17 protein-coding genes are annotated in these 21,283 nt (G+C 71.4%); 9 read left to right on the forward strand and 8 right to left on the reverse strand.

Annotated features, from left to right (window positions below):
• Positions 1-26 precede the first annotated feature (26 nt).
• Entirely contained in the window at positions 27-1,088 is a 1,062-nt protein-coding gene (locus WMF36_RS18975) for an EfeM/EfeO family lipoprotein (RefSeq protein WP_437581027.1), read from the reverse strand.
• Between the two features lie 83 nt (positions 1,089-1,171).
• The gene (locus WMF36_RS18980) at positions 1,172-2,407 is read right to left on the reverse strand and encodes a di-heme oxidoredictase family protein (RefSeq protein ID WP_437581028.1); all 1,236 of its coding nucleotides are present in this window, start codon (positions 2,405-2,407) and stop codon (positions 1,172-1,174) included.
• Positions 2,408-2,602: 195 nt separating this feature from the next.
• On the opposite strand from WMF36_RS18980, the gene WMF36_RS18985 reads away from it, so the two are divergent.
• Entirely contained in the window at positions 2,603-3,394 is a 792-nt protein-coding gene (locus WMF36_RS18985; RefSeq protein WP_437581029.1) for a hypothetical protein, read from the forward strand.
• A gap of 10 nt (positions 3,395-3,404) precedes the next feature.
• Here the strand turns inward: WMF36_RS18985 and WMF36_RS18990 are convergent, their stop codons facing one another.
• Positions 3,405-4,844, reverse strand: coding sequence for a PGRS family protein (locus WMF36_RS18990; RefSeq protein WP_437581030.1), 1,440 nt, complete (start codon positions 4,842-4,844; stop codon positions 3,405-3,407).
• A gap of 333 nt (positions 4,845-5,177) precedes the next feature.
• Here WMF36_RS18990 and WMF36_RS18995 point away from each other — a divergent pair, with 333 nt between their 5' ends.
• On the forward strand, positions 5,178-5,663 hold the full coding sequence (locus WMF36_RS18995; protein ID WP_437581031.1) for a hypothetical protein: 486 nt from the start codon (positions 5,178-5,180) through the stop codon (positions 5,661-5,663).
• Positions 5,664-5,781: 118 nt separating this feature from the next.
• On the opposite strand, the gene WMF36_RS19000 is transcribed toward WMF36_RS18995, so the two are convergent.
• Positions 5,782-7,641, reverse strand: coding sequence for an acyl-CoA dehydrogenase (locus tag WMF36_RS19000; RefSeq protein WP_437581032.1), 1,860 nt, complete (start codon positions 7,639-7,641; stop codon positions 5,782-5,784).
• A 259-nt stretch (positions 7,642-7,900) separates the two neighbouring features.
• On the opposite strand from WMF36_RS19000, the gene greB reads away from it, so the two are divergent.
• Together greB and gloA are read left to right on the forward strand one after the other, a co-directional pair.
• Positions 7,901-8,374 carry a transcription elongation factor GreB gene (greB, locus tag WMF36_RS19005; RefSeq protein ID WP_437492713.1) on the forward strand — a complete coding sequence of 158 codons (474 nt, stop codon included), beginning with the start codon at positions 7,901-7,903 and terminating at the stop codon, positions 8,372-8,374.
• Positions 8,375-8,428: 54 nt separating this feature from the next.
• Positions 8,429-8,824, forward strand: coding sequence for a lactoylglutathione lyase (gloA, locus tag WMF36_RS19010; RefSeq protein WP_437492715.1), 396 nt, complete (start codon positions 8,429-8,431; stop codon positions 8,822-8,824).
• A gap of 125 nt (positions 8,825-8,949) precedes the next feature.
• Here the strand turns inward: gloA and WMF36_RS19015 are convergent, their stop codons facing one another.
• Positions 8,950-9,867 carry a hypothetical protein gene (locus WMF36_RS19015; protein ID WP_437581033.1) on the reverse strand — a complete coding sequence of 306 codons (918 nt, stop codon included), beginning with the start codon at positions 9,865-9,867 and terminating at the stop codon, positions 8,950-8,952.
• Positions 9,868-10,179: 312 nt separating this feature from the next.
• On the opposite strand from WMF36_RS19015, the gene WMF36_RS19020 reads away from it, so the two are divergent.
• Positions 10,180-10,488: a YciI family protein gene (locus tag WMF36_RS19020; protein ID WP_437492719.1), complete on the forward strand. Its 309-nt coding sequence runs from the start codon at positions 10,180-10,182 to the stop codon at positions 10,486-10,488.
• A 49-nt stretch (positions 10,489-10,537) separates the two neighbouring features.
• Here the strand turns inward: WMF36_RS19020 and WMF36_RS19025 are convergent, their stop codons facing one another.
• Positions 10,538-13,054 (reverse strand): hypothetical protein, encoded by a 2,517-nt coding sequence (locus WMF36_RS19025; protein ID WP_437581034.1) that lies wholly within the window; start codon positions 13,052-13,054, stop codon positions 10,538-10,540.
• On the opposite strand from WMF36_RS19025, the gene WMF36_RS19030 reads away from it, so the two are divergent.
• Entirely contained in the window at positions 13,053-13,856 is an 804-nt protein-coding gene (locus WMF36_RS19030; RefSeq protein ID WP_437581035.1) for a hypothetical protein, read from the forward strand. The two genes, WMF36_RS19025 and WMF36_RS19030, sit on opposite strands and share 2 nt — an antisense overlap.
• Positions 13,857-13,967: 111 nt before the next feature.
• Here WMF36_RS19030 and WMF36_RS19035 read toward each other — a convergent pair whose 3' ends face one another.
• Positions 13,968-15,266 (reverse strand): glycosyltransferase family 4 protein, encoded by a 1,299-nt coding sequence (locus WMF36_RS19035; RefSeq protein ID WP_437581036.1) that lies wholly within the window; start codon positions 15,264-15,266, stop codon positions 13,968-13,970.
• Positions 15,267-15,532: 266 nt separating this feature from the next.
• Between WMF36_RS19035 and WMF36_RS19040 the strand changes: the two genes are divergently transcribed.
• From WMF36_RS19040 to WMF36_RS19050, 3 genes are all read left to right on the forward strand, one after another.
• The gene (locus tag WMF36_RS19040) at positions 15,533-16,996 is read left to right on the forward strand and encodes a hypothetical protein (RefSeq protein WP_437581037.1); all 1,464 of its coding nucleotides are present in this window, start codon (positions 15,533-15,535) and stop codon (positions 16,994-16,996) included.
• Between the two features lie 381 nt (positions 16,997-17,377).
• The gene (locus tag WMF36_RS19045) at positions 17,378-18,742 is read left to right on the forward strand and encodes a TIGR03013 family XrtA/PEP-CTERM system glycosyltransferase (protein WP_437581038.1); all 1,365 of its coding nucleotides are present in this window, start codon (positions 17,378-17,380) and stop codon (positions 18,740-18,742) included.
• Between the two features lie 117 nt (positions 18,743-18,859).
• Positions 18,860-20,398 (forward strand): hypothetical protein, encoded by a 1,539-nt coding sequence (locus WMF36_RS19050; protein WP_437581039.1) that lies wholly within the window; start codon positions 18,860-18,862, stop codon positions 20,396-20,398.
• A 27-nt stretch (positions 20,399-20,425) separates the two neighbouring features.
• Here the strand turns inward: WMF36_RS19050 and WMF36_RS19055 are convergent, their stop codons facing one another.
• Entirely contained in the window at positions 20,426-21,127 is a 702-nt protein-coding gene (locus tag WMF36_RS19055; protein WP_437581040.1) for a PA14 domain-containing protein, read from the reverse strand.
• Positions 21,128-21,283: the final 156 nt, after the last annotated feature.

Here is a 21,283-nt window from a genome sequence, read left to right on the forward strand (position 1 = left end):
GCGCCCTCCCTGACGCGTGATTGCCTTCAGGGCAGCTCGTCGATCCCGAGGAGATCCGCGGATCGCGTCATGTCGTGCGCGAGCGTGCCCGGCATCGCGTCGTCGCTCTCGCGCTCCACGAGCGAGAACAGCACGCCGAACGGGGTCGCGAGCTGCTCTTCGGTCGGCGCCTCGTCGCTCCACCCCTCGGGCAGCGGCGGCAGCGCGTCGCCTTCGATCGCGTCGTACGCGCTCGACAGCCGGTCGAAGCCGGCGACCACCGCCTTGTCGACGTCCGCGCCCTCGGCCCCCTTGGTGAGCAGCCACGGCTGGAAGGCGGCGTAGGTCTCCACGCCGGCCGCGACGTTCGCGCGCATGTCGGCGAGGGTGTACTGCGCGTAACGCGACTCCTCCTCTCCGGTCGCCGCTTTGCTCGTCTTCTCGACCTGCTCCAGGATGGAGCTGATGACCCCGCGGTACGCGGACGGCGCGTCGAGCGCGAGGCCCTCGAAATCGGTCTGCATCTTCTCCGCGTCGGCCCTGAGCCGCTCGCAGAGCTCGTCCTTGAACGCGGCCGCCTCGGCCTCGGTGGCCGGGGAGGCGGCGGGGCTGTAGTTCAGGAGCGGCGACTCGAAGTCGAGGACGGGCTGCGGGATCTCGTCCGCCCAGAGGATGCGCTCGACGGCGTGCACGCCGGTCACCCCCTCGCCGTCGAAGAGGTCGTCGTCGGCCTTGGCCTCGATGAAAGCGTCGTAGCGGGCGTCCGTCGAGGTGTCGAGATCCGGAAAGACGACCGCGATGGCCCCCTCGACGCGCTCGTAGGACTGCCGCGCCTTCTTCCACTCGGCCTTCATGGCGTCGACGGCTTCCTTGTCGCTCGTCGCGCTCCACCCGTCCTCGTCCGGCTCGGGCGCGGCCGCCTGGAGCGCGACCGTGGCGGCGGCGAACTGGTCGAGGTTGTCCTGGATGAATGTCTTCACGTCGACCACTGCCCGCCGCTCGTAATCCGCGTCGGTGTACAGCGTCTTGTTGTCGCTTCCGCACGCGGGAAGCGAGAGGGCGGCGGCGGCGATGGCCAGACCGGACCGCAGGCAGGCGGGGAGTTGCATGGATCTTCGAGCTCCTTGCCGCGGCTCGCCCGGAGCGAGCGCGCGAGGTGGAATGGGCGCGAGCGCGCGCCCTCGAACGTCGTTCAGAGTGAGCGGACGAAGTCGATGAGGGCCTCGCGATCCTCGCGGGAGAGCGCGCGGAACGCGGCGACCGAAGCGGCCGCCTCCGAGCCCGGGCCGTCGTGGAGCAAGATGGCCTGCTCGATGGTCATGGCGCGGCCGTCGTGCAGGTACGAGGTGCTGTGACGCATGCCGATGAGCGGCGCCGTCCGCCAGGAAGCGGAGCTCGCCGACTCGTCGGCCAGCCCGTCGGCGAGGTCCGGGCCGAGGTCGTGCAGGAGGAAATCGGTGTAGACGAGGGCGTCGATGTCGGCGAGCTGCGCGATCGGGTAGTCGGCGCGCGTCCTCAGCGAGGGGACGTGGCAGCCGGCGCAGTCGACCTCGGCGAACAGCGCCTGACCGTGCTCGTCGGCGGGCGCGCGCTTCGGGATCTCCAGCAAGCGCATGTAGTCGGCGACGGCGTTCACCGTGTCGATGGCCACGTCCTCGCCTGGCTTGGCGTCGTCCGTGAGCCCGTCGGGGTTCGGCAGCTCCTCCGGGCGGAGCGGCGAGGTGATGCCCATGTCGCCCTGGTAGGCGTCGGCCGTGAAGTCGTCGAGCGTGGCCACCCGCGCCTTGAACCCGAAGCGGCCGATGAGGTTCTCGTCGCCCTCGGCGAAGGTGTGGAACGACTCGTCCGCGTTCTTCTTCGAGTGGAACACCACGCGGTTGACGCGCCCGCGGATCGCGTCGCCCCGCGCGGCCTGCTCGGACGCGACCCGCTCGATCTCGGCGTCGTCGACCGCCTCCATGTAACCGCGCCCGAACACCGGCGGGCCGAGGCGCTGCGAGAGCTTGATCGTCCCCTCGATCTCGGGTCGCGAGAGCGTCGTCGCCCCGCCGACCGCGTAGGGCCGCATCGTGTGCCCGTAGGGGAGCCCCGCCTGATCCACCGCCGGCGTCACGCCGTCGTCGTCGACGAGGGCCATCTTCTGGACGGCGCCCGGGCCGCGCGCGGCCCCCTCGTGGCACCCCGCGCACGAGGTGCGGATGTAGAGCGGCCCGAGCCCGTCGCGCTCCCGAAACACGAAGTCGAAGAGCGCGTCGCCCTCCTTGAACCGGTCTACCTGCTCCGCCGAGGCGCCGTGCAAAGGGATGTCGCTGAGGTCATCGCCGATCAGCTGGACGCCCGCCAGCGGGTCGCTGGGCGCAGGCTCTCCGCCGCAACCGGCGTTGTTGAAGAGCAGCGGAAGCACGAGAACTGAGGCAAATCGCGACATCTTGTCGACGCATAGCGCAACGGCAAATGAAAGTCAATGTCAACAACGTGGCGTTGTGTGTGCCCGGCGACGCGCCTGACGCCGTCGCGAGGAGATCGCGTGCGGGCGGTTCGTGTCGCCTCGCGAAGCGCGGTGGAGGCCCAGGCGTTACACTGCCGGGCCGGCGCGGACAGGGCTCACGCTGGAGGACAGCGGATGACGCAGCGAGATGACGAGCGGCGCGCGGCCACGAGGGCCCTTCAGGACGGGCTGCGGGAGATCGCGTGGAACGAGGAGCGCCGCGCGGCTCACCAGCAGCTCAGCGCCGGCTGGCTCCGGTACATGGGCCCTGGCTACGGCAACGACATCTGCTCGATGTGCGGCGCGCTCCTCGAGCGGGGCACGGGGTACATGCACTGCGCGCGCTGCCTGGCGACGCGCGGGATCGACGAGCAGGCGCTGCTCCGTGCCTGCGCGGAGGCGACGGCCGGGGACTGGCCGTTCCAGGACCGCCGGCTCGACGGCAGGCGCTGGGCGCACGCGCTGATCGCGTTCTGGCGGAACCACGTCGATCCGATGGAGTCGAGGGCGGTCCCGTACCGGAACAACACGCTCGAGTCCGCCTTCTCCTACATGAAGCGGCGCCTCGCCGAGGCGGGGGTCGCCGAGGTCTGGACGGTCTCTGACGAGAGCCAGCGCGGGCTTGATCCGGCGATGGTCGTGCGCGCCCGCGGCGACGCGCTGGCGATCGGCGTCGCCACGCAGCGGCGCATCGCGACGGCCGAGGACGGGGCGCGCGGCGGGCACGTCGCGCTGTTCGACGAGTTCCTCCGCCTCGCGGGCGAGCGGGAGGGGTTTCTGGTGGTCGAGAAGCTGAGCCGGCGCGCGCGGCGCGACGCGCCCGTCCGGGAGATCGCGGTGAGCACCGCGGAGGGACGGCGCGTGACGCAGCTCCGCTGCATGCAGGAGGATCGGAGCTGGCCCTCGCCGCCGCCGCCGCCGGATTAGGCCCTATCCGTTACTGCCCGAGTTCCTGCTCGATATCGTAGATCTCGGCCGCCACGCCGTCCGCCCCGTTGTACGCCGTCGCGGCCCCGAGCCCTCCGGTCCCGACCTCGCCGATCTCGATGGTCGTGTTCTTGAGGAGAGGCTTACTGACCGCATAGGCGATGGCGATCGAGTGGCCGCCGAGCCCGCCGCCGCCGCGGCCCCCCTGACCGCCCTGACCGCCCGGGCCGCCGACGCAGGCGAAGTTCAGCGCGGTGGCCTTGCCCAGGATGCCGCCTGGCCCGCCCTGGCCGCCCTGACCGCCGTCCTGGCCCTTGCCCCCGTCTCCGCCGTCGCCGCCGCGGCCGGTCTTCAGCACCACGTCGGTGAGCTCGACCGAGGCGCTCCCCGCGAACAGGGCGATGCTCGCCCCGCCGGCGCCTCCGCCGTTGCCGCCGAGCCCGCCGCAGCCGCCTGCGCCGCCGGAGCCCCCGCCGGCGCCGCCCGCCGAGCTCGCGAAAGGACACATCAGCGTGCCCGTGCCGCCCTTTCCGCCGCCGCCTCCGCCGCCGCCCTGGCCCGGCAACCCCGGCAACCCGTTGCCGGCGAGCGGGCCGGTGTACCCGTCCAGGAAGAGCGAGCCGAAGCCGGTCGCCCCCGCGCCCGGAAGCCCGGCGGCGCCATCCGCGCCCACCTCGCCTGGCGTGCAGGTCCTGGAGCTTGTCTCGCCCGTTCCGCCGTTCGCCGCGCCGGTCGGGACCCCATCGCCCCCGTCGGCGCCCGACGCGACCCGACCCGTCCCCCCGGTGCCGCTGCGCGAGTCGTCCGCACGGTCGTCGGGCGTACCGCAGGTGTTGCTCACCGGGACCGCGCCGGCGACCGTCGCAGACGTGCACGCGGCGTTGCCGAAGGTGCCGGACGCCCCCGCCTCGGCAGGGTCGTTCACGAGCGCGTCTCCCGAGGCGCCCGGCGCCGCGTCGCCCGCCTCGAGGATGCACCGGTTGAAGTCGACCGCGATCCCCGAGGTGTTCGCGGCGATCGACGAGCGGCCGGCCAGCCCGGTGTGGGTCGGCAGGATCGAGCGCGCGATGACGTGGATGTCCTCGATCACCGCCACGCCGCTGCCGCCGTGGAACTTGAGCGGCGTCTCGCCCTCGGGAGCGGTAAGCGTGGTCTTCTTCTTGTCGCCTATCCAGCGCCAGTCGTCGCGGCAATCGAGCCCACCGAAGATCCTGTGTCCCCCGGGCACGAGCAGCGGCTCGTCGAACTCTTGGGCGCAGACATAGACGCGCTTTCCCTGGTGCCAGACGAGCTGGAGCGCCTTCGAGATCGTCCGCAGGGGCGCCCCCGAGGTCCCCGCGTTGCCGTCGTTCCCCGTGCTCGAGACCCACAGCCCGCACGACGAAGCGACCTTTTTCTTGTTCTTGCTCGGGACGCAGGCGTCTTCCGACGGGCGTTCGTCGACCGGCATCTCCACGGTGTCGCCCCCCAATACGCAACCGCTGCTCGTCGCCGCGGCAGCCGAAATGAACCCAAGCAGTACCAGTGCATCAACTTTGAATTGAATCCCCATACTATTCTTATTCCGGCCAACCCGACGTGTTTTCCAAGCAAAGCGACATGGCGCGTCCGCGCGGCGCGCTCTCCTCGTCTTTCCTTGTCGTTCCTCGTCACGGCCGCAGTCGCCGCGAATTGTCACCGCCGCGCGCGTCGGGGGCGGCAAGCGCGGCCGCGCGTCCGGAAGGGGGCGTGTCGGGGTCTGCCGAATTGCCCACCGCCGGGGTTTCCGTGCGAACATCGGCCCATGAGCGCGAACCTGAAGGACCTCGTGCGCGAGCTGCTCGAGGCCGGCGGCGGGGAGCCGCTCGAAGGCGGTCGTTTCCTGCCGCTCGTCACGCTCGAGTCGGGCGCGCGGGTGGGGCTCGACACCTCGGCGACCTGGGTCTTCGCGCCCGAGGGCGGCGGGGCGGCTCAGGCCCTGGCGCCCGACCGCGGGCGCGCCTTCTTCGAGGTGCTGGAGTCGAAGCGGGACGACTTCGACGCGAGCATCGAGGCGGCAGCGAAGGCCGCGGGCTTGCCTCCCGAGGAGGTGGCCTTCTCGTTCCCCGCCGCCGACGTCGTCCGTACGGTGCTCGCGAGGGGGCTGCCGAGCATGACGCGGCTCGCGCTCTCGTGGCTCCGGTTGACGGAGGTGCGCGCGCTCCGCGCCGACATCATGGCCGTGTCGCGCGACCCGACGATGCCGGTGCCCGTCCGGAACCTGGCGGAGCGGCTCACGGTCCCGGAGTGAGCCCGCCCCGCGCGGCCGAGACCCCGCCCGGAGGCGGGGTCGGCGCGGGAGGAGGCGAGGTCAGCGCGGAGGGGGAGAGGTCAGACGGCCGCGAGCGCCTCGACCGGGAGGAGGGAGATCAGACGGTCGCGAACGCGTCGACAGGGATGTCGAGGGCGGACGAGTCCTCGCGGCCGAGGAGCTCGGCGGAGAACTTCGCGTGCGGCAGCACGTTGGCCGCGAAGTAGAGGGCCGCGTGCTTCTTGCCCTCGTAGAAGGCGCGGTCCTTCGCGCCGGCGTCGCCCGGCGGCAGGGCTTCCAGCGCCTTGAGCGCGATGACCGCGCCGTCGAGCAGGAGCCAGCCGATCGCGAGCTCGCTCATCATCTCGAGGAAGCGGTTCGCCGAGAGCGGCACCATCGGCATCTTGCCCATCTGGAACCACGAGAGCAGCCGCATCGCGGAGCCGGCGACGGCCTCGTGCGCCTCGCGCAGCTCCTTGACGCTCGCGGCGAGGACGGGGTGCTTGTCGTTCGCCTTCACGAACTCGGCCACGTCGTTCAGGAAGGCCTGCAGGTTGACCCCGCCGGCCTGGCCGAGCTTGCGCCCGACGAGGTCCATCGCCTGGATGTGGTTCGTGCCCTCGTAGATCGAGAAGACCTTCGCGTCGCGGCAGTACTGCTCGACCGGGTAGTCCTTCGTGTACCCGGCGCCGCCGAAGGTCTGGATCGCCGTCTCGCAGATGCGGAACGCCTGATCGGACGAGTAGGACTTCACGAGCGGCACGAGCAGGTCGACCTGGCCCTGGTTGTACGCGGCCGCGCGGTCGTCCTTGCCCTGGTAGACGGCGACCGCGTCCTGGTGGCGCGCGAGCTTGATGATGAGCGCGCGGATGCCCTCCACGCGGCTCTTCATGTCGAGCAGCATCCGCCGCACGTCCGGGTGCTCGACGATCGGCACGCGCGGCGCGGTCGCGTCCTTCCACTGGAGGATCGACGAGCCCTGCTTGCGGTCCTTCGCGTACTCGAGCGCGTTCAGGTACGCCGACGACGCGACCGACACGCCCTGCAGGCCGACCGAGATGCGCGCGCCGTTCATCATCCGGAACATCTGCGGCATGCCCTGGTGCTCGACGGTGCCGACGAGCTCCCCGAGGCAGGCGTCGTTCTCGCCGAAGTTGAGCACGCACGTCGACGACCCGTTGATGCCCATCTTGTGCTCGATGTTGCCGACGAGGACGTCGTTCGGCTCGCCGAGCGCGCCGTCGTCGTCCACCCGGAGCTTCGGCACGACGAACAGGCTGAGCCCCTTCGTGCCCGGCGGAGCGCCCTCGGCGCGGGCGAGCACGAGGTGCACGACGTTCTCGGTGAGATCCTGGTCGCCGCCGGAGATGAAGATCTTCGTGCCGCGGATGAGGTACTTGCCGTCCTTCTGCTTCACCGCGGTCGTCCGCGACGAGCCGACGTCCGAGCCCGCCTGGGGCTCGGTCAGGCACATCGTCCCGCTCCACTGCCCGCCGTACATCCGCTTCAGGTAGATGTCGCGCTGCCGCGGCGTCCCGAAGTGCTCGATCAACTCCGCCGCGCCGTACGTCAGCCCGGGGTACATGTTGAGCGCCGCGTTCGCGCCGCAGAGGAACTCCTCGACCACCGTGTAGAGCGTGAACGGGCCGCCCTGGCCGTCGTAGGCGGGCGAGACGGAGACCGACTTCCACCCGGCCTCGTACAGCTTGTCCCACGCCCCCTTGAACCCCGGCGGGGTCTTGACCTGCCCCGCCTCGATGCGACAGCCGACCCGATCGCCGACCGCGTTCAGCGGGCCAAAGACATCGCACGCGAACTTGTACGCCTCGTCGACGACCATCGAGACCTCGTCGCGCCCCCACGCGTCGTACGGCGCGCTGCCGAGCAGCTCGTCCAGGCGGAATTGCTCGAACAGGAGGAAGCGGATCTCGCGGAGGTCAGCCTTGTAGCGGTTCTGGTGGGTTTGGGCATTCGACATGGGAGACCTCCTCGTTGCCGCGGCGAGGGGCGCTGGCAGCCGGTTCCCTTCCCGGTCTTCCGCGCAGCTGCGGCACAGTTCTTCATTCGCCTAGCATGCCGCCGCGCCGCGTCAACAACCGTCCGTGACAGGGAGGCCATCTTGTGGAAATCAAAGGTGATCAGGGGCTCCGACGGGGGTGTTTTTGGGGACTCCGCACCGGGCGCAACGGTGGTGGATCTGGCGGGCGGCGCGGCGTAGGCTCCGTCGCGATCGAACCATGTCCGACCCGGCTTACATCACGCCCGGCGGGGCGAGGAAGCTGTCCGAGGAGCTCGCGCGGCTCCGCTCCGTGGAGCGGCCGCGCATCGTCCAGGAGGTCGCCGAAGCGGCGGCGCAGGGCGACCGGTCCGAGAACGCCGAGTACATCTACGGCAAGAAGAAGCTGCGCGAGATCGACCGGCGGATGCACTTCCTGACCAAGCGGCTGGAGAAGGCCGTGGTGGTCGACCCGGCGGAGCAGCGCGGCGACAAGGTCTTCTTCGGCGCGAAGGTCGAGATCGAGGACGAGGACGGCGCGCGCCACACCTACCAGATCGTGGGCGAGGACGAGATCGACAGCGCGGTCGGGCGCATCAGCTGGCGCTCGCCGGTCGGTCGATCGCTCCTCGGCAAGCGCGCGGGCGACGTGATCACCGTGCGCCGCCCGGCGGGCGAGACGGAGATGGAGATCATCTCGGTGCGGTACGGCTGAGCGCCGCGCCGGCGTGGACGCGCGGACACCGGAAGAGAGGGAGCAGGAGTCGGCATGAGGATCTTGCACACGATGCTGCGGGTCGGCGATCTCGAGCGCTCGATCGGCTTCTACAGGGACGTGCTCGGGATGCAGCTCCTGTCGCGGCAGGACTACCCGGAGGGCAAGTTCACGCTGTGCTTCCTCGGCTACGGGAAGAACCCGGAGCACGCGGAGCTCGAGCTCACGCACAACTGGGGCGTGGAGAAATACGAGCTCGGCACGGCGTACGGGCACATCGCGCTCGGGGTGGACGACATCCGCGCGGCCTGCGACCGCATCCGCGCGGCGGGCGGGAAGATCACGCGCGAGCCGGGCCCGATGAAGCACGGCAAGACGGTGATCGCGTTCGTCGAGGATCCGGACGGCTACAAGGTCGAGCTCATCGAGGAGTCGAGCCGCAGCCGGTAGCCCTCGGATCGCGGGCGGGCGGGTCGAGATCGCGGAGAGAGCGCCGGAGGGGAGCGGGCGCGGAGCGGCGCGGAGGCTTGAGGGCCCCCGCGCCCTTCTTCGTCGCGCTCGCGAGGCGCTGGCGCTCAGGCGCTGGCGATCGGCGCGGCGTCGTTCGCCGGCTCGGTGGACGAGAGCGCGTCGCCTTCCGCGGCGGCCGCCTCGTCGGCGGCTGCCTTCGCCGACGCCTCGGAGGACGCGCCGCTCGCGGCCGCGGCGGCCTTCTCGGCGTTCGGCCGGCGGCCGCGCGGCTTCTGCAGGAGCGACGGGGCCAGGTCGCCGTCGCCGCCCTCGTGCCAGCGCAGGTAGGCGACGGCGCGGCGGCACTCCTCGTAGGCCTTGGCGACCAGCGAGATCGATCGCGCGCGGCGATCGCTCGCGTCGGTGATCTTCGGCGCCGCCGACGAGCCCTTGCCGGGCTTCGCGGCGAGCGCGGCGAGGAGGCGCACGCCGAGATCCGCGGCGCGCTCGAGCTCCTCGTCCTCGACCGCCGTCTTCGCGCGGACCTTGTCCCAGGAGCTGCGGAACAGCTCGACCAGGGCGATGAGATCGCTCGCGAGATCCGTGTGGCCCTTGCCCTTGCGAATGTCGGCGATGCGCTGCTTGTCGAGCAGGTTCCTGTACGCGAGCGCCTCGGCCGCGACGAGGAGCCCCTCGCGCACGGCGCCGGCATCGTCGGTGAGCTTCTTCGCGTCGAGCTCGCTCGCCGGCGTGCTGTAGAGCAGGTCGGAGTACCACGCCGCGAGGGCGTAGTCCTCGAGCTCGTCCAGCATCTCGATCGGGTGGTTCGGGAGATCGCGGACGATCTCGTCGCGGAGCTCGCGCAGGTGGGGCAGGGCGGAGAGCACGGAGCTCACGGCCCTGGGGACCTCGACGTAGACGGTCACGAGGTCGTCGGGGCCGAGCTCGAGGAGCTTCGGCTCAACACGGCCGTACGCCGCGAGCGCGGCGGCAGGCGAGGAAGGGAGAATGGGAGCAGGTGCTGCTTTCGGGGGTCGCGCCATACAGATGTCTCCAGCGGAGGGCGCGCACACTGCCAGACGCGAGAGCGAAGGGAAAGGGGGGCGTGCGACCGCGCGGGATCCGCCACGCCGCCGCGCTTCCGCATGACGGGCCGCCAAGTCAAGCCTGGAGATCGCGATGGCGACACATTCCGGTGATGCGATGGTTTTTCTCGCTGCCCGTCGCGGCGAGCCCGCTGGCGCGCGTTCGCGCCCTACGCGGCCGCGCGATCTCCTCCGGACGGCGGCCTGGCAGGAACAGGCTCGGCCGAACGCTGCGCTCTGGTAGATTGCGGCCCGAGGAATCGAGACATCATGTACGCGATTGCGATCATCCGTTACCGGCGACCGCTCGACGAGGTGCTGAAGGTCGTCGACGACCACCGCGCTTATCTGAAGAGGCTGATGGAGCAGGGGCTGCTGCTCGCGTCAGGGCCGCTCGATCCGCGTTCTGGCGGGGTGGTCCTGCTCCGGGTGCCGGACGAGGCGGTCGGGGCGACGCTGGATCAGATCCGGGACGGCGATCCTTTCACGAAGCACGGGCTGGCGCAGTACGAGCTCCTGCCCTGGGCGCCGGTGTTCGGGAAAGAGGAGCTCGACAGGGTCTTCTCCGCGAAGCCCTGAAGGCAGCGCCGCGCCGGGCCCCGCCGCACCGCCCTGCGCGGGCCGCGCGTCACGGCGCGCCGAACGTCAGCACGCCCGCGTCGTCGGTCGTGTAGGCCCTGCCCGGCGTGACGCGGACCACGAGCTCCGCCCCCCGCGGGACGACGGCCACGTCGTAGCCGGCCTTCGGCTGAAGGCCGGTGATCACGTGCCTGCGCGTCGTGCCGGGCACCTGATAGGACACGGGCCCCGGGGTCGCTTGCAGGTCGGAGCGGAAGAGGACGGCCCTGCCCGCCACCAGGGCGCCCTCGAAGCCGGAGCCCTGGGCGCCCTCGATCCGCGCGGCCGCGTCCATCCTCGCGCCCGCGTCCGCGCCTTGCAGCACGTGGAGGAAGCGGACGTCCGCGGGGCCGGCCGGGTCCTCCACGACGAGGCGGTGGGTCGTCGGCTCCATCTGCGCCGCGTCGTCGACATCCTCGACCGGCACGGCCGTCATGCGGGCGCTCAGCGGCAGGAGGCTCTGGACGAACAGCGTCTGCCCCTTCGGCGTCACGGCGCTGGCCGTCCGGCCCGAGAGCTGCGGCGCCGCGGTCGTCATCAGGTTGAACCGCTTGAACCGGCCGGCGGTGCGCGACGCCGCGCGGTCGTAGACGACCACGTGATCGGGCTCCAACCAGACGACCGACCGGCTCGCGTGGACGATGTCGAGGGCGGCGTCCGATGGGGTCCAGGCGTTCGGGCGGGTGTTGTACAGATCCGTCGCGATCCCCTCGGCGAACACGTAGCCTGCGCCCCGGCTCATGCGCGCGGTCGGATCGCCGGCGGCGCGCCCCTCGCGCCACTGGCCGCCTCGCGGGGCGAGCTCCTTCTCGAACCAGCGCAGCCGCGACGGCTGGTCGTTCTGCAGGGAGAGGGTGTTGTGGTAGTCGACCGTGGTCCCGATGAGGTTGTTCGAGTAACTCGTGTGCTCCTTGGTCAGCCACTCTCCCTTCCGGTAGAGCTCGATCTGATTGCAGTCGCCGAGCTGGTGGTTGATGGTGACCCAGCCGCACCGCCAGGTGAACCACGTCGCGCTCTTCGTCCAGTCCGAGCGCGCGAGGACGGCGCCGCGGCCCGGCGCCCGCTCGAAGAAGGCGGTGGGCATCGCGGGCCGAGGATCCGCCGGGAGGGGCGCGGCCGGATCGAAGAGCATGAAGCTCAGGATGGCCCGGCTCGGGGCCGGCGAGCCCCAGACCTTGGACGTGCGCGCATAGAGGGCTGGCGCGCCGCCCTCGATCGCGTTGGCCACGATCCAGCGCGCCTTCTTCAAGCGCGCGGTGTTGCCCGTGAGGTGGTCGTAGACGCCCAGCGAGCCGAACACCTCGGCGAAGCGCGGCTCGACCCAGAGCCGCAACGTGTCGCCGTAGTTCGCCGCCTCGTAGACCGGCCCGAGGTCGGGCATCGACGGGTACGTGACCGGGCCCGGCGCGATCGAGTGCAGGAACCCGTCCGTGAACCGGTCCCAGTACCCGCTGCCCAGCAGGCCGATCGGAGGGCCTGAGAGGGCGCGGGTGCCGTAACCGGCCGTGTGGAGCCCGAGGAGCGCCTGGTGGAGGCTCGCGAGGCCCCCGCCGTAGAGAAAGCCCTCCACGGGCAGGCCGCCGCTGGCCACGCCGAGGCCGTCGGACGAGACCCCGAGGTGCTTGGCCGCGATCTCGGGGGCCTCGAAGACGGCGAAGGCCTGGTAGAGCCAGGCGCCGGTCGCGTCGGCGCGGTAGCTGCGCAGCGTGTTGCCGAGCGCCTCGGGCGGGGCGTTCGGATCGAGCGGGCGGTCGTCCGCCTCGTCCATCGCGAGCGACATCAGCGTGACCTGGCGCAGGTGGCCGAGATAGAAGTTGTTCGCCGCCCACCGGAGCTGGAGCGGATCGCGGAGCAGCGCCGGATCGTTCATGACGCCGACCGGGTGGGGGTGCTCGTTGCCCGCCGTGGCGGCGTGGAGGTTGTCGTCAGCCCACCTGAGGAAGACCTGCCGTATCTTGGCCTTGTCCCCGGCGGTGAGCAGGGGGCGGCCGCCCGCGTCGGTCGCGCCGTAGATCCAGTCCACCGTCAGCGGGAACCCTTCACCCCACCAGCGCGAGCGGTCGCCGGTCGCGAACCCCGGGGCGCGGAAGGGCTTGCCGGCGGCTCGCCCCTTGCTCGCCTCCTCGATGGCGTACATCAGCAGGTTGCGCGCCCTGACGGCGTGCACCGGACGGGCCGCGACGTCCGGATCGATGAGCGACATGAAGGCGAAGAACTCCGCATACGCTTCGGTCGGATACTGCACGTAGGCGTTGGTGCCGCCGTCCGGCCACGCCGGGTTCGGCCGACCGTTCGGGTAGAAGCGGCCCTCGTAACATGCGATCGCGCCCTGGAGCGCGGGCAGCAGGGCCTCCTTGTACATGCGGTTGCGGCTGTCGGCCGCCCAGCCGCGCAGCCTGGGGAGGTGGTCTTTCGTGAGCCAGAGTCGCGGGTGACCGGCGACGGGCGCCGCGTCGGCGCGCGCCGCGCCGCCGACAAGGCACAAAGAGAGCACCGCGGCGGTGAGGATGTGGTGAATCGGTCGCATGCGCTCCTCGGTGTTGCTCGGCGCGAACCGCCGCGCCGGCCAGCGTCGATCAACGCCGAACAGCACGCGTCATGCCGGGTACAAGCGTGCACGCCGCGCGTCACCCGGAAAGACGGCGCGCGACGCGAATCCGTCGCACATCGGAGCGGATCTGTCGCTATACTACGAGAAGATGGGAGCGCTCCGTAGTATGCTGGCGCCAGAATTCGCCCCCTTCCTCGGCGATCCTCGGATCCTCGGCGAGGGCAATCTCGTGAAAGGCACCCTGATCGGCTCGCGCGCCCAGGCGCTGCGGCAGAGCTACGGCGAGCGGTTCGTGGCGGATCTGAGCCGTCGGCTCTCGCCGCAGGCGGCCCGCTACCTCGGCGAACCGCCGATCCCTTCGACCTGGAACGAGCTGGCGCCGCTCATCGAGATCGACTGCGCGCTCCTGCACGGGCTCTTTGCCGGCAGGATGGAGAAGATGCGCCATTTCGGCGCGGACGTCGCCCGGAACGATCTGACGACGATCTACAAGACGATGGCGCAGGGGGGCTCGCCGTCGATGCTCTTCAAGCGCTTTGGCCTCGTGTACAGGACTTACTTCAAATACGGCGATTTCAGCGTGCGGGTCGTCAGCGAGGTCTCGGGGACGGCGACGCTCGCGGGCGGCGGCCTGCCGCTCTACATGTGCAGTCAGGCCATCTCGGGCTGGGTCGAGGCAGGCCTCGCGCTCTCGGGCAGCCGGCGCATCGCGGTCGAGCACACGACATGCAGGCACCGCGGGGCGCTGCGGTGCACCTGGTCGATCTCGTGGGGATGAGCGGCGAGAGGAGGGGGCCATCGGCCTCTACGACGAGAGCCAGCTCCACCGCCATTTCCGGTGGATCCTCCGTACGACGCCGGGCCGTTGCCGGCGCAAGCGCCCTCCACTTCAGGCGGCGACCCGCCCGCCTCCCCCGAACGCCGCCCGCGCGAGCAGCCGCCGCAGCGCCTCCGCGCTCTCCTCCCAGGACGGGGGCGCCGCGTCGGCGAACGCGCCGTCGTCCCAGGTCCGCGCGAGCGCGTCGCGGAGCGCCTGGGCGAGCGCTCCGGCGTCGCGCGGCGGGACGAGCAGCCCGGTGCGCCCCGGCGTCACAACGTCCGGAATGCCCCCCACGCGCGTCGCCACCACGGGCCGCGCGGAAGCGAGCGCCTCGAGCACCACGTTCGGGGTGCCCTCCGCCCAGCTCGGGAGCGCCAGCAGATCCGTCGCGGCGAGGTGGCGGGCAACCTGGGAGAGCGGCCGCGCCCCGACCGCGAGGATCCGGCCGCGCCCGTCGCGCAGGTCCGCCGGCCCGCGCTCACGATCGCGCCGCAGCGCGGCCTGCTCGACCGCCTCCCGCTCCGGGCCGTCGCCGACGACCACGAGGTGGACCGGCTCGCCTCCGTCGCAGCCGTCCCTGCCGAGCGCCTCGAACGCGCGCAGCAGCTCGTGGATGCCCTTCTCCCGGCTGACGTTCCCGACGAACGTCACGACGCGCCCGCGCTCCGGGAGCCCGAGCTCGCGCCGGGCGGCGCCCCGGTCGGCCGGGTGGAAGAGCGCGCGGTCGACCCCGTTGCGGACGAGGACCGCGCGCGCCTTCGGGGCGCCGAGCGCCACGAGCGCCTCGACCATCGGCCGGCTCACGCCGATGGCGTACGCGGCGGACCGGAGCGCGCTGGCGACGAGCGGGCGCACCGAGCGCCAGCGGGCGACGACGTTCACGTCCGTGCCATGGGCCTTCACCACATAGGGGAGGCCGAGCATCCGGGCGAGCAGCGCCGCGGCGCAGGCGTCGGGGTAGAGCCACGCCCCCAGCACGACGTCAAACCGCCCGCGGAGCCCCGGGACGTGCGGCAGGAGCCCCGCCAGGTAAAGCGGCGCGTTCACGGGCGCCAGCACGCGGCCCGCCCCCGGGAGGTACGGCGCGCGCGGGTGCACCACCGAGACGCCGTCGATCTCGTCGCGCTCAGGCACCGCCGTCAGGCGGCCCGGACGCGTGCGCTCGCCCAGGAGCGATACGCCCGGGTGGTACGGGATCGCCGCGAGCACCTCCACCACGCAGCGCCGCGACAGCGCCGCGAGCTGCTGCCGCTGGAACGCGCACGACAGCGGCTCAACCCGGTTCGGAAAGATGCGCGTCACCCAGAGAACGCGCAGCGACCTCGACCTGCCTTCCTCCCCCACGCCCGCTTCCGCGCCAGACTTCATGATGTAATATATATTACACATTACGCTTCCGCCCTCAGCAGGGTAGGGGAGGACTCCGAGGTACGTGCCGCCCTGCCTGCGCACGTCCACACCGCGAGAGCGCGCCCCGCGCCGCGGCCGCGACCTGTCGAGACCAGATTTGTAATGTTGCAAACATCGACGAACGTGGGACGCTCCGGGCGCCGGGCGTGCTGCCGGGGAGGTGCGGGCGGCCGATCCGGGTCGCTCCGCGCCGCGGGGCCTGCCGCTCGACAGCGAGGGGGCGCGTGTTCTCGTTCGTCTTGCCGATGTGGGACTCCGACGTGACGGCGCGGGCCGCGGTGGAGCAGAGCGTGGCGTCGAACGTCGGGGACGTGGGCTCCGGCGCGCTGATGGCGGGCGTCGGGGGCTCGGTCGAGGGCGCGCTGCGCGGCGAGAGCTCGCGCTATGGATTCAGCGTCGACGGGAGCTACGAGCGGGTCTTTCAGATCTCGCTCGACGCGGCGCGATCCTCGCCGTCCGACAGCGCCTCGGCGCGCCTCGGCGGGGGAGCGGGCTGGGCGCTCTCGCCGCGCGCGGATCTCTCGATGGCGACGGCCGGCTACCTCGCGACCCGCCTCGGCGTGCGCGCCGCCGATGCGCTCGCCACGCGCGATCCGTTCCTGTCCGGCAATCGCCTGCAATACACGCTCTCCGGCGGACCGACCCTGTCGATCACCACGTCGCGGCGGTCCGCGGCGCGCCTCGACCTCGGGTACGAGCAGGCGGGCGCGCTCTCGGCCGACGACCCCGCCGCGGTCGGGATCGACGCGCACACGGGGCGCGCCCAGGTGAGCACAGCGATCGAGCTCGGCGCGCTGGACACGTTGACCCCCGAGCTCCGGTACGAGCTCACCCAGTACCACCACGCGCTGCTCGACACCGAGCTCACGCGCGGCGAGGCCCGCGTCCACGCCGGCGTTGCGCTCCTCTCCGCGTCTCACGAGCTCACGCGGAACGCCTCGACGCGCATCGAAGGCGGCGTGACCGTCGCGAGCCCGCCGCCCGTGCTGTCGTCGCGCGACGCGGTGGTCGCGCCGACGGCGCGTGTCGGGCTCACCTACGTGCAGGAGCGCTACCGGCTGACAGCGGGTTATGCCTATGCCTACACGTCGCTCGGGCCGAGGATCGGATTCGGCCACGAGCACGAGGCGTCCCTCGAAGCGAGCTTCCGGCCCGCGCGGGGCGGCGCGACCCGCGACCTCATCGTGACCGGCGTCGCCCGCTTCTCGACCGGCAGCGCCCCGGTCGCCGCGAATCCGCCGCTCCACCTCGCCCCCGGCGCGCCGGCGCCCTCCAGGGAAGGGTCGCTGTCCACGACGACGGCGCTCGCCGGCGCGGAGATCGCCTACCCCCTGGCGCGCGGGATCGCGCTGCGCGGCGGCGTCGATCTGGAGTACGTGCGCGCCGCGCTCGACCCGGCCCCGAGCGCAGGCGAGGCCGGCGGCTCGCTGAGGAGCATCGTCATGGCCGGGATCTCGGGGACGCTGTCGACGGATCGCCACCGGACGGTGCGCCGCGACCCCGACAGCGCATGGGACGACGAGCGCCGCACCGCGATGATCCAGGGGATGCCGTCCGGCCGCTGGCAGCCGCCCGAGCCGGGCCGAGAGCGCGACGACCGCGACGGCGCCCCCGGCGAGACCCCGGGCGAGACGCCGCCCGCGCGCGCCGGTGAAGCCGGCACGGCCGCGACGCGCCAAGCGCGATAATCCGCCTCGACACGTCGGCTTCGACACACCCGAGCCAAGCGCGCCCCGGCCGGGAGCGACGCGCCCGCCGCGCGGCGGATCCTCCAAAGCCCCCAGCGCGCACCCCGGACGCGACGTATGCAGTCCGTCGACGGTGTTCTTCCGTCGCAACCCCTCTCGACTGCCTGTACATCACCAGCGCAATCGCCCGCGATGAGGTCAATTGCGCCGTGCTCGGCTTCGCGCGGGGCGGCTCAGTCCGCCGCCGATGAACGAGATTCGTCGGAGGCATCTGGCGATCTGCCCCGGTCTGCTCTACTGTGGGCTCAACTACGACCGTGTGTGCCCCGCCGGAGGCGATGCGCTGTGACGCGCGACCGCCCGGGGCCGACGAGTGGAGGGATGATGCTGGAGCTGTTCCGGTCGCCGCGCCGGGCCATGGTGTGGTTTGTCGAGGCCAGCCTGCTCTCGCTTCTGGTGTGTTGCGCGCCGGGCGTGCTCGTGGGCTGGGAGCACGCGCTCGACGGAGCGCGCTTCGGGCAGACGTTGAGCATCTCGCTTGTCGCGCTGACGTCGCTCTACTATCACGGCCTTTATGGGCCCGAGCCGCCCAGGGCACGCGCGCTGTTCCTGACGACGTTCCGGGCGCTCGGCCTGGCGGCGGCGGTGCTGTGGCTCGCGTTCTGGCTCGTGCCGGACGCCGAGGTCGGCGATCGGGTGCTCCTGACATCGCTCGGGGCGGCGGCGATCGTGCTCCCGGCGTGGCGCGCGGCGTGCAATCGGGTGCTGAGCAGCGAGAGCTTCTCCAAGGTGGCGGTCGTGCTGGGGTCGGGCGAGCTCGCCCGCGCCTGCGCGGCCCTCATCCGGAAGGACGGAGACGTCCTCGGGCTGCGCCTCGCCGGCCGGGTGGTCAGGGACGAGGAGCCGATCGATGAGCCCGAGATCGCGGGGAGGTACCGGGATCTCCGGCGCCTCGTCGAGCAGCGCGGCGTCGCGGCGGTGATCGTGGCGACCTCCGAGCGCCGCGCGGCGTTCCCGCTGGAGGAGCTGCTCGATCTGAAGTTCCGCGGCGTCCAGATCGAGGAGGGCATGGACTTCTACGAGCGCGTGACCGGCAAGATCTGCGTGCGCGAGCTGAAGCCGAGCCAGATCATCTTCTCTCACGGGTTCAGCGTGCGGCGGCGAACGCTCGTCGCGAAGCGGATCTTCGACGTCGTGTGCGCGACCGCCGGGCTCGTGATCGCATTGCCGCTGATGGCGCTCACGGCCATCGCGGTGAAGCTCGATTCCAGCGGTCCGGCGCTCTATTCGCAGATCCGGACAGGCGCACTCGGGAAGCCGTTCAGGATCCACAAGTTCCGGTCGATGCGCACCGACGCCGAGAAGAACGGGGCCGCGTGGGCCATCGAGAACGATCCGCGCGTGACCCGCGTCGGGCGGTTCATCCGGAGGACGCGGCTCGACGAGCTGCCGCAGCTCTGGAACGTGCTCGTCGGGGAGATGAGCATGGTGGGGCCGCGGCCCGAGCGCCCCGAGTTCATCGAGGCGCTGGAGAAGCAGATCCCCTTTTTCCGGCAGCGGCTCTGCGTGAAGCCGGGAGTGACGGGGCACGCGCAGGTGCGCTGCCGCTACGGCGCGTCCGCCGAGGACGCGCTGGAGAAGCTCCAGTACGATCTCTATTACATGAAGAGCTTCTCGCTCTGGTTCGATATCTCCATCCTCATCGACACCGTGAAGGTCGTGCTCTGGCGCATCGGCGCGCGGTGAATGCTCGGGCTGCCGCCGCGTGCAATGGCTGCGCTCTTTACCGCCGAGGCCGGTGGCGCGGCCTCTGCAGAGAACACTCGCGGGATCGGCGAGCGTCGATCTGCGGGGGGATCAGCGATGAAGACGCAGATGAAGGCGAGCCTCGTGAGCTCGGTATTCCTGGTCCTGGGCTGCGCGGAACTCGACCGCGCGCCGGAGGAGAGCGTCGCCGTCGCGGCGAGCAGCCTGAACGGCGCGACCTTCCGGTTCATCGAGGGTGGGCCCGTGCCCTACGTGCTTGGTTACTCGCCCGAGACCGGCCAGATCCTCGGCGGCTCCCACCAGCTCCTCCTCCCCGGGCGCGGCGCCCGCGAGGCGATCGACGGCGCCAACCTGCCCTTGCACCTGCACCCCGAGCTCCAGGGCGCCCGGCTCCGGCTCGACTCGACGCTGCTGGGAGGCGAGGCGCAGACAAACGCGTTCGCATCGAACTGGTGGCCCCAGCGGCAGAACGGCATCGCCGACCGCTGGAACTCGACCATCAAGAACTACTCGGATCGGACCTCCGACCCGGACAACCTCTCTCCCGTCGAGAAATACGACGTCCTCTTCCACTCGGGGCAGACTGAGTCGCTCGCGAGCATCGCCACGTGGAGCACGGACGATCTCCGGAGGCCCCAGTACCTGCGCAACCCTCCTTATATCCAGCCGGCGGTGGTCGTGGCCGGTCCGGCCACGCGCTGGGAGCTGCAGCATCACGGGCTCTACCAGGGCGTCTATCCGGAGTACTGGTGGGGACACTGCAACGGGTGGTCGGCCTACGTCGCCGCCGAGGACGCCGTGCCGCGCCGCGACGTCCGCGTGAAGCTCGTTCGCTCCAAGGTGACCGAGTGCGCCGCGGCGGAGACCGACTGCGTCCTGTTTCGCATGGCGGACATCGAGGCGCTCATGAGCGAGCTCTACTTCAGCGACGCGGTGACCTTCTCGGGGCGCCGGTGCGAGACGCGGGCGGATCGGACGGCGCGCGACGTCTACGGCAGGCCGATCGATCCCGCCTGCCGCGACCTCAACCCCGCCACGATGCACGTCGCCATGACCGGGCTGCTCGGGGTCGGCGCGAAGCCGCTCACCGGCGAGTCGACCCAGAAGCAGCGGCTCATGTTCATCGTCGACCACACCTGGGACTGGGAGGTGTGGAGCTTCCCCGTCAAGCAGTTCGCGATCGACACCATCGAGGAGGTGGACCCACAGGAGGCCGCGCGGCTCATGTGCGGCGGAGCCTATATCGGCGCCGACTGTTACAATTACCGGTTCAACCCGGGCGCGAGGCGCTTCGTCCGCGTGGCCGCGCGCTTCTGGATGATCTCCGATTCGGTCACCGGCGAGACGCTCCTCCGCCCGCCCGCTCAGCGCGACGTCCCGCTCTCCGTCTCGGAGCTCCACTACGTGCTCGAGCTCGACAACGACCTCACGATCCTCGGGGGCGAGTGGATCAAGAACCCGTCGATCGTCAACGGGATCAACGGCAGGGAGCTCCACCCGGATTACCTGTGGATGCCGATCCGGGCCCAGGGCGCGGGCGAGGACACCGACGATCTCGGGGGCGAGGAGGACAACCCCTACATCTCGTACGCGAAGGTCAAGGCGCTGCTCGCGCTCGCGCAGCGCGGCGGCTGAGGGGGCGCGGCCCCGCCCGCGAGGGGCTCAGAGCACCCGGGAGATGTCGAGGATCTGCCGCGCGCCCTGCGGGGGCGTCACGAAGAGCTGCAGCGCGATCTCGAAGCGCGGCCCCTGGAAGTAGCCGACCCGGATCCGGTGCTTGCCAGGCTGGAGCATCACCGAGCCCTGCGCGCCCTGCGGCTCGTGCCGGCCGTCGTTCTCGACCACCAGGTGATCGTCGATGAAGAGCCTGGAGCCGTCGTCCGAGAGCAGCTCGAACTGGTGCGCTCCGCTGCGCGCGGTCACGAACTCTCCCTCGTACGAGATCTGGAACCACTCGTTGCGGCCGCCGGGCACGCCCGGGAAGCCGCTCTGCCAGGAGCGCGGCGAGATATCGAGCCGCGACGTGTAGAGGACCGCGACCGGGCTCAGCGAGGCGGTGTTCAGGAGGTGCGACGTGCCGTTCGGCACGAAGTACACGAGGCCGCGCAGCGCGTTCACCCCGGAGGCGTGGGGCCCGCCGAAGTCCGTCGCCTGACCGACCACGACGACCCCCGGCGGCGCGGCGGGCACCGCGTCGATCGTGATCACCGCGCCGCTCACGAGGACCGGCTCGGTCCGCTGCGGCTGCGTCACAGCGCAGCGCCCGACGAGCACCGCGGCGCCCAGGGTGACCACCACGACGCACGCCGCCGCGGCCTTCACCGTGACGGATGTCGCCTTCCACCAGATAAGAGATCGACTCATCAAGCGCTCCGTATCTCCGCGGCCGAGCCGGCCGCTCGGCGGCTATGCATGCGAAGATGATGTGATTTGTCAAGGAGAAGCGTCGCACTCGCGCCCGCGAAATGGATTGAAGCGTTCGAGCCACAGGCGCTGTCAGGTGGTCGTGCCACAGGAGAT

This window comes from Sorangium sp. So ce887 (assembly GCF_051521455.1).
Taxonomy (GTDB): Bacteria; Myxococcota_A; Polyangia; order Polyangiales; family Polyangiaceae; genus Sorangium.

Coding starts and splice junctions, on each gene's coding strand:
- WMF36_RS18975 (WP_437581027.1), bottom strand. CDS start 1,088: ATGCAACTCCCCGCCTGCCTGCGGTCCGGTCTGGCCATCGCCGCCGCC.
- WMF36_RS18980 (WP_437581028.1), bottom strand. CDS start 2,407: ATGTCGCGATTTGCCTCAGTTCTCGTGCTTCCGCTGCTCTTCAACAAC.
- WMF36_RS18985 (WP_437581029.1), top strand. CDS start 2,603: ATGACGCAGCGAGATGACGAGCGGCGCGCGGCCACGAGGGCCCTTCAG.
- WMF36_RS18990 (WP_437581030.1), bottom strand. CDS start 4,844: ATGCCGGTCGACGAACGCCCGTCGGAAGACGCCTGCGTCCCGAGCAAG.
- WMF36_RS18995 (WP_437581031.1), top strand. CDS start 5,178: ATGAGCGCGAACCTGAAGGACCTCGTGCGCGAGCTGCTCGAGGCCGGC.
- WMF36_RS19000 (WP_437581032.1), bottom strand. CDS start 7,641: ATGTCGAATGCCCAAACCCACCAGAACCGCTACAAGGCTGACCTCCGC.
- greB (WP_437492713.1), top strand. CDS start 7,901: ATGTCCGACCCGGCTTACATCACGCCCGGCGGGGCGAGGAAGCTGTCC.
- gloA (WP_437492715.1), top strand. CDS start 8,429: ATGAGGATCTTGCACACGATGCTGCGGGTCGGCGATCTCGAGCGCTCG.
- WMF36_RS19015 (WP_437581033.1), bottom strand. CDS start 9,867: ATGGCGCGACCCCCGAAAGCAGCACCTGCTCCCATTCTCCCTTCCTCG.
- WMF36_RS19020 (WP_437492719.1), top strand. CDS start 10,180: ATGTACGCGATTGCGATCATCCGTTACCGGCGACCGCTCGACGAGGTG.
- WMF36_RS19030 (WP_437581035.1), top strand. CDS start 13,053: ATGCGCTCCTCGGTGTTGCTCGGCGCGAACCGCCGCGCCGGCCAGCGT.
- WMF36_RS19025 (WP_437581034.1), bottom strand. CDS start 13,054: ATGCGACCGATTCACCACATCCTCACCGCCGCGGTGCTCTCTTTGTGC.
- WMF36_RS19035 (WP_437581036.1), bottom strand. CDS start 15,266: ATGAAGTCTGGCGCGGAAGCGGGCGTGGGGGAGGAAGGCAGGTCGAGG.
- WMF36_RS19045 (WP_437581038.1), top strand. CDS start 17,378: ATGATGCTGGAGCTGTTCCGGTCGCCGCGCCGGGCCATGGTGTGGTTT.
- WMF36_RS19050 (WP_437581039.1), top strand. CDS start 18,860: ATGAAGACGCAGATGAAGGCGAGCCTCGTGAGCTCGGTATTCCTGGTC.
- WMF36_RS19055 (WP_437581040.1), bottom strand. CDS start 21,127: ATGAGTCGATCTCTTATCTGGTGGAAGGCGACATCCGTCACGGTGAAG.